Source organism: Caulobacter sp. Root1455 (genome assembly GCF_001426905.1).
GTDB lineage: Bacteria > Pseudomonadota > Alphaproteobacteria > Caulobacterales > Caulobacteraceae > Caulobacter.
Genome location: NZ_LMFQ01000002.1, coordinates 150,485 through 163,203 on the forward strand (window position 1 = coordinate 150,485; position 12,719 = coordinate 163,203).

Below are 12,719 nucleotides of genomic sequence, written 5' to 3' on the forward strand. Positions count from 1 at the left end.
CAAGCTGAGCAATTCTGGTTAAACGCGCAGAAAAAAACGGCGCGGATTTCTCCACGCCGTTTTTGCAGTTTTTCTATGCGTCTACGAGGCGGTTAGGCTTCGTAGTGGTCGCCTTCGAACGAACCGGCGCCGCCTTCGGCCATGTCTTGGGCGGCTTCGGCGTCAGCGGCGCGGTCTTCCTCGAACTGAGCGGCGATGACGTTTTCGCCGCGCGCTTGGCGATCGGCTTCGTCTTGGCTGCGCGCGATGTTGAGGGTGACCGTGACGGTCACTTCAGCGTGCAGCTTCACCTTCACTTCGTGGACGCCCAGCGTCTTGATCGGCTTGTCCAGCACGATCATCGAGCGGTCGACCTTGCCGCCTTCGGCCTTGATGGCGTCGGCGACGTCGCGGCCCGCGACCGAACCGTACAGCTGGCCGCTTTCGCCGGCTTGACGGATCATCACGTACTGCTTGCCGTCCAGGCTTTCGCCCGACTTGCCAGCGGCTTCGCGGTTCTTGACGTTGCGGGCTTCGATCTCAGCGCGCTGAGCTTCGAAGGACTTCAGGTTGGTCGAGTTGGCGCGCAGGGCCTTGTGGCGCGGCAGCAGGAAGTTACGGGCGAAGCCGTCCTTCACCGTGACGACGTCGCCAAGAACGCCGGTGCCTTCGACGCGTTCGAGCAGAATGACTTTCATCGTGGTGTCTCCCTTACTTCACGACGTAGGGGAGCAGAGCCAGGAAGCGGGCGCGCTTGATGGCCTTGGCCAGTTCGCGTTGCTTCTTGGCCGACACCGCGGTGATGCGCGACGGCACGATCTTGCCGCGTTCGGAGACGTAACGCTGCAGCAGCTTCACGTCCTTGTAGTCGATCTTCGGCGCGTTGGCGCCCGAGAACGGGCAAACCTTGCGGCGACGGAAGAACGGGCGGCGAGCGCCAGCGCCGGCGGCGGGAGCGCCGGCTTCGGGAGCAGTGGTATCGGTCATGATCTCTCTTCTCCCTTACGCGGCCGGCGCGAAATCGTCGCGCGGGCGCTCGGTGCGCTCGCCACGTTCGCGATCGCGACGGGCCAGAACCGGCGACAGTTCCAGGTCCAGCTCTTCGACGCGGATGGTCATGAAGCGCAGCACGTCTTCATTGATCAGCAGCTGACGTTCCATCTCCTTCACGGCCGCGGCCGGAGCGTCGATGGCGAGCAGGGAGTAGTGGCCCTTGCGGTTCTTCTTGATGCGATAGGTGAGGTTACGCAGGCCCCAGTATTCGATCTTGGCGATGTGACCGCCATTTTCTTCCAGGAGAGCCTTGAGTTGCTCATTCAGAGCTTCGGCCTGTTGCGGCGAGATATCCTGCCGCGCGATGACCACGTGTTCGTAGAACGCCATGTTTTCCTTCTTCCGGCTTGGAAGGCGGCGCGAGCGACGGCGGAAGTCCGTCGATCACGATGGATCCTGCATGCCGAGCGGGAAATCCCGACCCAAAGGGCTGCGTGCAAGACCGCCATCCGTGAGAGGGCGCGCTAATAGCCGAAAGGCCGCGCGAAGGCAAGGAAACCCTGCGAAACCGCCAGGGGCCGCCGACGGCGCGACGCCCGCCGGAAATCCGTGCGGTCGCGAACCGCTCGGAAACCGGGCGGCAAACAGTTGTCATACAAATTTGTCGACCAGGTTCTTTGGACCCGCAAAGGCTTATGCTATCGGGAGTTCATGGGGTTCCGAGCACTTGCGTCCCTGATCGCGGCCGTGGCCGCGACCGCCACCTTCGCCGCGCCGGCGACGGCGGGCGACATCGTGCGCAAACCCGACCTGGCGGTGTGGGGCGCGGACGGCCGTTTCCAGGGTTATTCGGCCGCCCAGACGCTGGACCTGTCGAGCGACGCCGAGAAGGCGACCTTCACCGCCAAGGTGGCCGGGAACCTCGACGACCCGACCTATGATTTCGCCCTCAACCTGAACCAGAAGCCCGACGAGCACGTCACCACCAATCGGGCGGTCGGCGTCGGAGCGTCATGGAACGCCCGCGAGGCGGCGATCCGCTCGTCCCTGGCCCGCTCGTTCGGCTTCGGCCTGCTGCCCAAGACCAACTATGTGCGCCTGTCGATGAACATGAACGCCGTCCAGCCGGTCTATCTGCGCGGCCGCACGCCGGTGACCCGGGCCAATGTGCGGTCCGAACTGACCCTGGACGGCCGTCCGGTCGCCTCGATCGCCGTGGGCGGCGGCACGACGGGCCAGGAGGGGGTCGATTTCAGCCTGACCCGGCCGTTCGACCTGCCCGCCGAGTTCACCGTCAGCCTGCGCGCCGACGACGAGCGGGTCCAGGACGGCCGGCTGATGGTCAAGCTGGTCCGCGCCACCTGGTAGGCCTCAGGCGGCCTCCACCGCCTTGATCTCCGCCTCGCGTCCCTGACGCCGCACGGCCTGGGCGAACCGCTCCAGATAGCGCGGGTTCTCGGTGCCCATCATCCGGTCCCACCAGGTGAAATAGAGCCCGTAGTTCCAGCCGGCCTGGGCGTGGTGCAGGTCGTGATGGGTCACGGTCGTCATCCAGGGCAGCAGCGGGCGGCCGTCGCGGGTGGCCGGAAACAGCTCGTAGCCGCTGTGGCCCAGGGTGTTGCGGACGATCTGGTGCAGCATGAACAGCCCCGCGACCGGCCACTGGGTGGGGACCAGCAGCATCCACAACGGCACGAACAGCGCGTTGATCGCCGCCTCGCCCAGATCGAAGCTGTAGGCGGTGAACGGCGAGGGGCTGTTTGAGCGGTGATGACGGCGGTGAAAGACCCGGAAAAGCCTCCGGTCGTGGATCAGCCGGTGGGTCCAGTAGAACCAGGCGTCGTGGCCGACGATCATCAGCGCCAGGCTGGTCCAGAACCAGGCCGGTCCCCACTCGCGGGCGATGTAGGGACCGTGCATCAGGCCGGCGCGGAACAGGCCGAAGCTCAGCAGGCCGACCGTCGAGAAGATCATGATCGACCGGATCGAGGTGGCGAACTCGATCAGCAGTTGGCGCGCCGGCGGGCGGCCCTCGCGAATTTTGCGACCGGCCAGCGGGGCCGCCAGCACGCCCCACAGCGCCAGCCAGACGCCGACCGCGAAGATCACGTAGCGGCTGACGTCGGTGAAGACACCTTGCAGCCAGTGTTCGGCGAAGGGGAGAAGGAACGACATCGGATGGTCCTCGGATGAGTGATGTCCCGAGGAAGACGCGGCTGTCCGGGCCCGTCGCGCCGATCGCGAAATCAGGCGGTCTTGTCGGCTTTCGGCGAAGGACCGCCGGTTTCGACCAGCCGCAGCCGCGTGGGGACGGGCGTATTGGCGCTCCGCCATTCGGTCGGGGTGACGCCCGTCGCGACCCGGAAAGCGCGGTTGAACGGGCCCAGCGAGGCGAAGCCCAGGTCGTAGGCGATGGTCGAGATCGACTTCAGGGCCAGGTCGGGGGCGGCGAGGGCGGTCTTGGCCGCCTCGATCCGCCGGCCGTTGACGTAGTCGGCGAAGTTGCGGTGGCCCAACACGCCGTTGATCAACCGGCGCAGGCGGTGCTCGGGCGCGCCGACCAGCGCCGCCAAGGCGCTGATCGACAGGTCCTCGCCGCGCCAGACCTCGTCCTGATCCATGGCGGTCTCCAACCGGGCCAGAACCAGGCGGTCGGCGGGGGTCAGGTCCATCAGAGGCGCGGGCGGCGGCGTCGCCGCTTCGCCGGCCTTGGACGCCACCACCAGAAGCGGTTCGGCGCGCAGCAGGGCGACGGAGGCGGCCACGGACAGGGCGGCCAGGGTCAGCGATTGCAGCAGGCCGGCGGCGGGCAGCCCCGGCAGGCCGCCGATCCAGGCCATGTCCCGAATGCTGAGCAGCAGGATGTAGCCGGCGGCGGTGATCATCACCGGCCCCCGTATGCGGCGACGCTGAGCCACAAGGTCGTCGCGCCAGCCGCGCCAGATCACCAGCAGGGCGTGCAGCACCAGTCCGGCCGAGGCCAGGTTGAAGACCAGCCAGAACGGCTTGCAGATCGTCGGCGGCATGGACCGGGCCAGGAACCACAGCGCCACCAGCCCCACGGCCGGCCACAGACGATGCGGCGAGAAGCGTCGCTCGTCGGCAAACAGGGCGTAGGCCAGGGCCCAGAACAGACCGGTGGTCGCCACCGACAGCGCGCAGACGATCGGGGAGGCCACGGCCACGCCGCCCGGCCTGTAGCCCTCGATCACATGGGCCATGGCGCCGAGGAAGAACAGCCCGCCGACCCAGCGCGCAGGAGTCGTGCGCCGATCCAGGACCAGGCCCAGTCCGGTGACCGCGAAACCGCCGATGGCGACGCCGCGGGCCAGGGTTTCGAAGAGGATCGTGTCGCCCATGGCCGACACTCTAGACGAAACACGCGCGGACCGATCCGACCCGCGCGCGCCGATTTCGCAAGAGGCTGGTCGAAACCGGAATTATTTCAGCTTGCCGGCCTTGTAGGCCTTCACCGCGTCCATGGTGTTGGTGACGTGGCCCTGGAAGTTCAGGTCGCTGTAGGCCAGCAGGATCTTGCCGCTGGGGGCGATGACATAGGACGTGCGGTTGGACAGGGTGTCCTTCATCGGCAGCACGACGTCGTAGGTCTTGATCAGGGCCGGATTGGCGGCGGCGACCGCGAACTTGTCGCGGCAGTGCTCCTTGGAGAAGTCCTTGATGCGCTCGACATTGCCGGCGGTGACGCCGATCACCGTCGCGCCCAGCTTCTCGAACTCGGGCGTGGCCTCGGCGAATTCGTGGGCCTCGGCCGTGCAGCCCGAGGTGTAGGCGGCCGGGAAGAAGTACAGCACCACAGGACCCTTCTTCAGCGCCTGGGACAGGGTGAAGGAGAAGTCGTTGCCGGCCAGGGCGGCGGGGGCGGTGAAGTCGGGGGCCTTGTCGCCGACCTTGAGGGCGGCCAGGGCGGGCGAGGCGGCCAGGAGGGCGCCGCAGAGAGCGAGACCGGTAAGCAGGCGTTGCATGCGTAGGCTCCAACGGAAGGCGAGGGCGCAACCGACTGCGCATGTTTTCAATAACGCCATTCCTTCGCCTTCCAAACGCCAACCTGCGCCCCTAAGACGAAAGGCGTAAACGGGAGGCGGACATGGCGCTCGGCGAGACGGAAATCCCCACCCTGGCGGCCTGGGCGGGCGGGCCCGACCGGTTCCGGGCGCTGTTCGAGGCCTTCTACGCCGCCGTGCCCGACGATCCGGTGCTGGCCCCGGTGTTCGCCGGCATGAACCCGCGCCACGCCGAGCACGTGGCCGCCTTCGTCACCGAGGTGTTCGGCGGTCCCAAGGCCTACAGCGAGGCCGGCGGCGGACACGCCGCGATGATCGGCCATCACCTGGGCCGCCATCTGACCGAAGAGCAGCGCCGGGCCTGGGTTTCGCTGATGCTGGACACCGCCGACGCGGTCGGCCTGCCGGCGGATCCGGAATTCCGCGCCGCCTTCGTCGGCTACCTGGAGTGGGGCACGCGGCTGGCGGTGATCAACTCAGCGCCCGGCGTCGAGGCGCCCGCCGACAACCCGCCGATGCCGGTCTGGGGCTGGGGACCGCCGGGCGGACCCTGGCTGGGCTGAACATTCGGGCCGACTTGCCGCCCCGCGTTCGATGGCCTAACCCTCCGCCCCTGAATCTTTAGAAAGAGGCGCGGGCTTCCATGAGCATCGCTTTCATTTTCCCGGGACAGGGCAGCCAGACGGTCGGCATGGGCGCCGATCTCGCCCAGGCCTTCGCCACCGCCCGCGAGGTCTTCCAGGAGGTCGACGACGCCCTGGGCCAGAAGCTGTTCAAGCTGATGATCGAGGGCCCCGAGGGCGACCTGACCCTGACCGAGAACGCCCAGCCGGCCCTGATGGCCGTCAGCCTGGCCGTGAGCCGGGTGCTGGAGAAGGAATTCGGCGTCGGAATCGACAAGGCCGCCTTCGTGGCCGGCCACAGCCTGGGCGAATACAGCGCCCTGGCCGCCGCCGGCGCGATCACCCTGGCCGACACCGCCCGCCTGCTGAAGCTGCGCGGCCAGGCCATGCAGCGCGCCGTGCCGGTGGGCGAGGGCGCGATGGCCTCGCTGATCGGCCCCAAGACCGACCTGGCCCTGGCCGAAGCGGCCGCCGCCGCCGGCTCGGAAGTCGGGGTCTGCGTCGTGGCCAACGACAATAACAACGGCAACGTGGTGATCTCCGGCGCCAAGGCGGCCGTCGACAAGGCCATCGAGAAGGCCAAGGAGTTGGGCGCGCGGGCCATTCCGCTGAACGTCTCGGCCCCTTTCCACTGCCCGCTGATGCAGCCGGCGGCCGACGAGATGGCCGAAGCGCTGTCGAAGACCACGATCATCGCCCCGCGCGCGCCGCTGGTGGCCAACGTCACCGCCGCGCCGGTCCACGATCCGGACGTCATCCGCAAGCTGCTGGTCGAGCAGGTCACCGGCCGCGTCCGCTGGCGCGAGAGCATGACCTGGCTGGCCAATGAAGGCGGCGTCACCCGCTTCGCCGAGGCCGGGGCCGGCAAGGTGCTGTCGGGCATGGCCAAGCGGATCGCTCCGGACGCCGAAGCCGTTCCGCTGAACAGCCCGGCCGACCTCGAAGCCTTCGCGAAATCCCTCTAACCCCATTCTTTCCTTGGGGAGGAAACCCAAAATGTTCGATCTCACCGGCAAGACCGCCCTCGTCACCGGCGCCACGGGCGGCATCGGCGGGGCCATCGCCAAGGCCCTGCACGGGCAAGGCGCCCATGTCGTGCTCTCGGGCACCCGCGAATCGGCCCTGGCCGAGCTGGCGGCCCAGTTCGGCGAGCGCGTCTCGTTCGTGGCGGCCAATCTCTCGGACGCCGAACAGGTCGACGGCCTGGTCGCCAAGGCCGAGGAAGCCGCCGGCGCGCCGCTGGACATCGTGATCGCCAACGCCGGCATCACCCGCGACGGCCTGATCGTGCGCATGAAGGACGAGGACTGGGAGACCGTGATCAAGGTGAACCTGGAAGGCTACTTCCGCCTGTCGCGCGCCGCCGCCAAGGGCATGATGAAGCGCCGTTCGGGCCGGATCATCGGCATCACCTCGATCGTCGGCGTCACCGGCAATGCGGGCCAGACCAACTACGCCGCCTCCAAGGCCGGCATGATCGGCTTCTCCAAGGCTCTGGGCCAGGAACTGGCCAGCCGCAACGTGACGGTGAACTGCGTCGCCCCCGGCTTCATCGCCAGCCCGATGACCGACGCCCTGACCGACCAGCAGAAGGCCGGCATCCTGGCGACCATTCCGGCCGGCCGCCTGGGGGAGGGGAGCGATATCGCCGCAGCCTGCGTTTACCTGGCCAGTGACCAGGGCGGTTACGTCACGGGTCAGACCTTGCACGTCAACGGCGGCATGGCCATGATCTGACGTATCGTCTTTATCCCGGGCTCGTCGCGTTCTGCTTGGAAAGACGAAAGCCCACATTTCTAACCGGACGTGCCGCTAGTCACTCGAAAAAGAACGTGATAGGCGGTGGCCCGACAATTCCCGTGGCTGGTGAAGGTTCGCCAAAGCCATCCACGGAACTGCAAGATTCAAAACGAGGGACTAACAGAATGTCCGACATTCTCGAGCGCGTGCGTAAGATCGTCATCGAGCACCTGGACGCCGATCCGGAAAAGGTCACCGAAAAGGCCAGCTTCATCGACGACCTGGGCGCCGACAGCCTCGACAACGTCGAGCTGGTCATGGCGTTCGAAGAAGAATTCGACATCGAAATTCCGGATGACGCCGCCGAGCACATCCAGACCGTCGGTGACGCCGTGAAGTTCATCACGGAAAAGACCGGCGCCTAAGGCGTCGGGTTCGCGTATTTCTGCGAACAGGACTATCAACCGCCGCGTCGCACGGGCTCTTGCCATCGTGCGCGCGGCGGTTTTCGTATGTGGCCGAGATTCGCGGGTCCAAATGGGGATTCGGGGCCGTGTCGGATTCGTCAGCGTCCCCATATGTCCGCGATGCGAAGGTTGGGAGTGATCCATGCGTAGAGTCGTCGTCACCGGGCTTGGCCTTCTGACCCCCCTGGGTCAGGGCGTCGATGTCACCTGGAAGAACATCCTGGCCGGCAAGTCCGGCGCCAACAGGATCTCGGCCTTCGATCCGACGGAATACGGCTGTCAGGTGGCCTGCGAGGTGCCGCGGGTCGACGGACGCGGCGGCGGCGGTCCCGATGTCGAGGGATCGTTCAATCCCGACCTGACCATGAGCCCGCGCGACCAGAAGCGCGTCGACGACTTCATCCTGTACGGCGTCGCCGCCGCGGACGAAGCGGTGAAGGATTCGGGCTGGGTCCCGGAAACCGAGGAAGACCGGTATCGGACCGGGGTGATTCTCGGCTCGGGCATCGGCGGCCTGTCGACGATCGCCGACACCGCCCTGGAGCTCGAGGCCAAGGGCCCGCGCCGCATCAGCCCGTTCTTCATCTCCTCGGCGCTGATCAATCTGATCTCGGGCCAGGTCTCGATCCGCTATGGCTTCAAGGGCCCCAACCACGCCGTGGTGACGGCCTGCGCCACCGGCGCCCACGCCATCGGCGACGCCACGCGGCTGATCAAGTACGGCGACGCCGACGTGATGATCGCCGGCGGCGCCGAAGCGGCCGTCTGCAAGGTCGGCATGGCCGGCTTCATCGCCTGCCGCGCCGTGGCCACCGCCTTCAACGACACTCCGGAGAAGGCCTCGCGCCCCTATGACAAGGACCGCGACGGCTTCGTGATGGGCGAGGGCGCCGGCGTCGTCGTCCTGGAAGAGTACGAGCACGCCAAGGCGCGCGGGGCCAAGATCTATGCCGAGGTGATCGGCTACGGCCTGTCGGGCGACGCCTATCACATCACCGCCCCGGCGGAAGACGGCGACGGCGGCTTCCGGGCCCTGTCGGCGGCCGTGAAGGACGCGGGGCTGAAACCCTCGGACATCGACTATGTCAACGCCCACGGCACCTCGACCATGGCCGACGGCATCGAGGCCGGGGCCGTCGAGCGCTTCCTGGGCGATCACGCCAAGAACGTGGTGATGTCCTCGACCAAGTCGATGACCGGCCACTTGCTGGGCGCGGCCGGCGCGATCGAGGCGATCTTCTCGGTCCTGGCGATCCGCGACCAGATCGCGCCGCCGACCATCAACCTGGACAATCCGGACGTGCACGTCGCCATGAACCTGGCGCCGAACAAGGCCGTGCCGCACAAGATCGACGTGGCGGTGTCCAACAGCTTCGGCTTCGGCGGCACCAACGCCTCGGTCGTGTTCCGCAAAGTCCCGTGAGCCGCAAAGCCCCGCCTCAGCGCCGCGCGCCGCGCCCGACGCCCAAGACGGGGGCTTCCCGCAAGGCCAGCCCGCGCCGCCGCGAATCCGCGCCGGTCGGCCGCCGCATCGCGGCCATGGGCGCGGGCCTGCTGACCATGCTGGGCCTGACGGCCATGGTGGTCGTGCTGGGCGCGATGTGGGTCTATCAGGGCCCGGGACCGACCGCGCGTTCGGGCGAGGTCACCACCGTCGTCCTGCGGCGCGGCGCCAGCCTGCCCGAGATCGCCGGGGCCCTGGAGCAGGCGGGGGTGATCCGCTCGTCCTCGCTGTTCCTGACCGCCGCCCAGACCACCGGCGCGGCACGCAAGCTGAAGGCCGGCGAATACGAGTTCCCCTCCCGCGCCTCGCTGCGCCAGGTGCTGACCAAGATCCGCGACGGCAAGATCGTCCGGCACCACGTGACCATCGCCGAGGGCCTGACCTCGGACATGGTGGTCGACATCCTGATGCGGGCCCCGGAGCTGACCGGCACCGCGCCGACCCCGCCAGAGGGTTCGGTGCTGCCCGAGACCTACCAGGTCCAACGCGGCGAGGACCGCTCGGCGGTGCTGCAGCGGATGATGGACGACCGCGACGAACTGCTCGACCGGCTGTGGGCCGAACGCCAGCCGGGCCTGCCTTTCGAGACCAAGGACCAGGCCGTGACCCTGGCCTCGATCGTCGAGAAGGAAACCAGCCTGGCCCGCGAGCGCCCGCACGTGGCGGCGGTGTTCATCAACCGCCTGCGCCAGGGCGTCCGCCTGGGCAGCGATCCGACGATCATCTACGGCCTGACCCGCGGACGGCCGCTGGGCCGGGGCATCCTGCTGTCGGAACTGCAGCGCCAGACGCCCTACAACACCTATCTGATCGACGGCCTGCCGCCGACCCCGATCGCCAATCCGGGCAAGGCCGCTCTGGAGGCCGTGCTCAATCCGATGAAGAGCGACGACCTCTATTTCGTCGCCGACGGCACGGGCGGGCACGTCTTCGCCTCGACCTACGAGGAACACGAGCGCAATGTCGCCAAGTGGCGGCAGGTCGAACGCGCGAAGACGGCGGGTCCCGTGACGTCCAAGATCCCGCTCGCCGGAGGCTGATATGGCGCTGTCAGGCATGACCGGCTTCGCCCGCGTCGAGGGCTCGCACGGGGCCTGGTCGTGGGCGGTGGAGGCGCGCAGCGTCAACGGCCGCAATCTGGAGACCCGCTTTCGCGGCCCGCCGGGCTTCGAGAGCCTGGACCGCGCGGCCCGCGACGGGGCCCAGGCCCGCTTCCAGCGCGGCCAACTGACCGTCAACCTGCAGGCCAAACGGATCGAGGCCCAGGCGGCCGTGCAGATCAATGTCGAGATGATCGAGCGCTACCTGAAGGCCGGCGCGCCCTATGTCGCCACCGGCATGGTCGCCAAGCCGTCCCTGGACGGCCTGCTGGCCCTTCGCGGCGTGATCGAAGCCCGCGAGGAGGACGAAGCCGCCGAGGATCGCGCCGAGGTCGAGGCCGCCATGGCCGCCACGATCGGCCAGGCCCTGGACGGGCTGAAGGTCGCGCGGCTGGAGGAGGGCGCCGCCCTGGCCCCCATCCTGGCCGGCGCGGTCGACCGGATCGAGGCCCTGACCGTCCTGGCGTCGCAGGAAGCCGCCGGCCAGCCGGCCGTGCTCAAGGACCGCTACGCCCGCAAGCTGGCCGAGCTGATCGGCGAGGCCGCCTCGGAGGAGCGCATCGTCCAGGAAGCCGCCGCCATGGCCGTGAAGGCCGATGTCCGCGAGGAACTGGACCGATTGGCCAGCCACGTGGTCGCGGCGCGCGCCCTGCTGGCCGCCGACGCGGCCGCGGGCCGTCGCCTGGACTTCCTGTCCCAGGAGTTCATGCGCGAGGCCAACACCCTCTGCAGCAAGTCGGCGCTGTCGGCGCTGACCGCGCACGGCCTGGATCTGAAGGCCACGATCGAGCAATTCCGGGAACAGGTTCAGAATGTCGAATAATCCGCATGGACGCACGCGCGGCCTGCTGCTGATGGTCGTGGCGCCGTCGGGCGTGGGCAAGACCTCGCTGACCCGCCGCCTGGTGGCCGACCACAACGACCTGCACCTGTCGATCAGCGCCACCACCCGCGAGCCGCGTCCGGGCGAGCACGACGGCCGCGACTACCATTTCGTCAGCCACGACAAGTTCCAGGTGATGATCCAGGACGACGCGTTCCTGGAATGGGCCGAGGTCTACGGCAACCACTATGGCAGCCCGCGCGGGCCGATCATGGAGGCGCTGGACCGCGGCGAGAGCGTGCTGTTCGACATCGACTTCCAGGGTGCGATGAAGGTCCACAAGCAGGCCGGGCAGGACAGCGTCCTGGTCTATATCCTGCCGCCGTCCCTGGCCGAGATGAGCCGCCGCCTGCACGCCCGCAGCCAGGACAGCGAAGAGGTCATCCACCGCCGCCTGGCCCGCGCCAAGGACGAGGTCGCCGCCTGGGAGCAGTTCGACTACGTCATCCTCAACGACGACTTCGACAAGGCCTATTCGGACCTGGCCCACATCTACCACGCCGAACGCCAGAAGCGCTCGCGCAACCCGTGGATCGGCAATCTGGTGGCGGATCTGCTGAAGGAAGAGATCTAGGGCCTCAGCGCTCGAACAGGACGCGTTTGGCGGGATAGTCGAGGGTCATTCGGTAGTCCTTCAGGAAGACCGTTCCCAAGGCGCCGTCGATCTTAATCGGCAGCGGGATGAAGGCGATAGCGGGGCTGGGCTTGACCAGATCGCCGAGCGAAAGGTCCGGCCCCTTGCCCAGCTTGTAGTCCTGCGCGCCGCCATAGCCGAAGCCGGTAGCCGCCGCGCCGTCGGCCATCGCCTTCTCCAGCCCCAGGCGCTTCGCCGCGGGTGGGGTGAGTAGCACGTCGTAATAGCCGCCGGTGTCGATCAGCGCGTCGACCTGCTCGCCGCCAAGCGCGGCCCGCACCGTGGGTATGTTGTAGACCATCCTGAATGGAAAGCCTTGGGCGGAACTCAAGCCGGCGTCTGTAAACAGGACCTCTCGTTTCTGATAGTCCACGATCAGAATCCGCCCCGCCAAAAAGCTGTAGCCCAACACCCCGACGGCGGGCTGGCCATCGGGCGTGGGAAAGCTGAAGACCATGCTCTCGAACGCGACATCCTGCTGGGTGGCCGCGCCAACCCGAACGCTTTGGACCTTCGTCTTGGCGATCACGATCGGACCCGTGCCGGCGCCTTTGCCGGTGTTCGACTCTTTGCCAAGCTTCAGGCCCAGTGACTGGGCGTAGGCGCGGTCGATAGTCGACGGGACAGTGCCGGTGTCGAGCAGCATCCACGCTTCGGGCGCGTTATTGATCGAGACCTTCAGGAAGACATGGTTCGAGCCATCCGCGAAGGCGGCGGGCAGGCGTTGTTCCGCCGCGCGGGCCGGAAGGCTCGAGATGGCCAGAAACTAACAGA

General features: G+C 67.7%; 16 protein-coding genes. 9 read left to right on the forward strand and 7 right to left on the reverse strand.

What is annotated here, in order from left to right:
• Positions 1-92 precede the first annotated feature (92 nt).
• The 3 genes from rplI to rpsF are packed head-to-tail and all read right to left on the reverse strand — an operon-like array spanning position 93 to position 1,362.
• Positions 93-677: a 50S ribosomal protein L9 gene (gene rplI, locus ASD21_RS03180; protein ID WP_056436683.1), complete on the reverse strand. Its 585-nt coding sequence runs from the start codon at positions 675-677 to the stop codon at positions 93-95.
• 13 nt (positions 678-690) lie between these two features.
• The gene (rpsR, locus tag ASD21_RS03185; RefSeq protein WP_056436686.1) at positions 691-966 is read right to left on the reverse strand and encodes a 30S ribosomal protein S18; all 276 of its coding nucleotides are present in this window, start codon (positions 964-966) and stop codon (positions 691-693) included.
• Positions 967-981: 15 nt separating this feature from the next.
• Positions 982-1,362 carry a 30S ribosomal protein S6 gene (gene rpsF, locus ASD21_RS03190; protein ID WP_028038546.1) on the reverse strand — a complete coding sequence of 127 codons (381 nt, stop codon included), beginning with the start codon at positions 1,360-1,362 and terminating at the stop codon, positions 982-984.
• A gap of 321 nt (positions 1,363-1,683) precedes the next feature.
• On the opposite strand from rpsF, the gene ASD21_RS03195 reads away from it, so the two are divergent.
• The gene (locus ASD21_RS03195; protein WP_056436689.1) at positions 1,684-2,340 is read left to right on the forward strand and encodes a hypothetical protein; all 657 of its coding nucleotides are present in this window, start codon (positions 1,684-1,686) and stop codon (positions 2,338-2,340) included.
• Between the two features lie 3 nt (positions 2,341-2,343).
• Here ASD21_RS03195 and ASD21_RS03200 read toward each other — a convergent pair whose 3' ends face one another.
• The 3 genes from ASD21_RS03200 to ASD21_RS03210 all read right to left on the reverse strand — a co-directional run bounded on the left by ASD21_RS03200 (position 2,344) and on the right by ASD21_RS03210 (position 4,955).
• The gene (locus tag ASD21_RS03200; RefSeq protein WP_056436692.1) at positions 2,344-3,147 is read right to left on the reverse strand and encodes a sterol desaturase family protein; all 804 of its coding nucleotides are present in this window, start codon (positions 3,145-3,147) and stop codon (positions 2,344-2,346) included.
• A gap of 71 nt (positions 3,148-3,218) precedes the next feature.
• Entirely contained in the window at positions 3,219-4,331 is a 1,113-nt protein-coding gene (locus ASD21_RS03205; RefSeq protein WP_056436695.1) for a helix-turn-helix domain-containing protein, read from the reverse strand.
• 81 nt (positions 4,332-4,412) lie between these two features.
• Positions 4,413-4,955, reverse strand: a complete 543-nt coding sequence (locus ASD21_RS03210; protein WP_056436697.1) for a peroxiredoxin — start codon at positions 4,953-4,955, stop codon at positions 4,413-4,415.
• A gap of 122 nt (positions 4,956-5,077) precedes the next feature.
• Between ASD21_RS03210 and ASD21_RS03215 the strand changes: the two genes are divergently transcribed.
• The 8 genes from ASD21_RS03215 (at position 5,078) to gmk (ending at position 11,885) form a co-directional block, all read left to right on the forward strand.
• A complete protein-coding gene (locus ASD21_RS03215; RefSeq protein WP_056436700.1) occupies positions 5,078-5,557 on the forward strand; it encodes a group II truncated hemoglobin in 480 nt (159 codons plus the stop codon).
• A gap of 80 nt (positions 5,558-5,637) precedes the next feature.
• Entirely contained in the window at positions 5,638-6,582 is a 945-nt protein-coding gene (gene fabD / locus ASD21_RS03220) for an ACP S-malonyltransferase (RefSeq protein WP_056436703.1), read from the forward strand.
• A gap of 31 nt (positions 6,583-6,613) precedes the next feature.
• Entirely contained in the window at positions 6,614-7,354 is a 741-nt protein-coding gene (gene fabG, locus ASD21_RS03225; protein WP_056436706.1) for a 3-oxoacyl-[acyl-carrier-protein] reductase, read from the forward strand.
• A 188-nt stretch (positions 7,355-7,542) separates the two neighbouring features.
• The gene (locus tag ASD21_RS03230) at positions 7,543-7,782 is read left to right on the forward strand and encodes an acyl carrier protein (RefSeq protein WP_007672577.1); all 240 of its coding nucleotides are present in this window, start codon (positions 7,543-7,545) and stop codon (positions 7,780-7,782) included.
• Between the two features lie 184 nt (positions 7,783-7,966).
• The gene (gene fabF / locus ASD21_RS03235) at positions 7,967-9,247 is read left to right on the forward strand and encodes a beta-ketoacyl-ACP synthase II (protein WP_056436709.1); all 1,281 of its coding nucleotides are present in this window, start codon (positions 7,967-7,969) and stop codon (positions 9,245-9,247) included.
• Positions 9,244-10,368, forward strand: coding sequence for an endolytic transglycosylase MltG (gene mltG, locus ASD21_RS03240; protein WP_056436712.1), 1,125 nt, complete (start codon positions 9,244-9,246; stop codon positions 10,366-10,368). The genes fabF and mltG overlap by 4 nt, the downstream gene beginning before the upstream one ends.
• A gap of 1 nt (position 10,369) precedes the next feature.
• Positions 10,370-11,251, forward strand: coding sequence for a YicC/YloC family endoribonuclease (locus ASD21_RS03245; RefSeq protein WP_056436716.1), 882 nt, complete (start codon positions 10,370-10,372; stop codon positions 11,249-11,251).
• Positions 11,241-11,885, forward strand: coding sequence for a guanylate kinase (gmk, locus tag ASD21_RS03250; protein ID WP_056436719.1), 645 nt, complete (start codon positions 11,241-11,243; stop codon positions 11,883-11,885). The genes ASD21_RS03245 and gmk overlap by 11 nt, the downstream gene beginning before the upstream one ends.
• A 4-nt stretch (positions 11,886-11,889) precedes the next feature.
• Here gmk and ASD21_RS03255 read toward each other — a convergent pair whose 3' ends face one another.
• On the reverse strand, positions 11,890-12,708 hold the full coding sequence (locus tag ASD21_RS03255; RefSeq protein WP_327019751.1) for a retropepsin-like aspartic protease: 819 nt from the start codon (positions 12,706-12,708) through the stop codon (positions 11,890-11,892).
• Positions 12,709-12,719 lie beyond the last annotated feature (11 nt).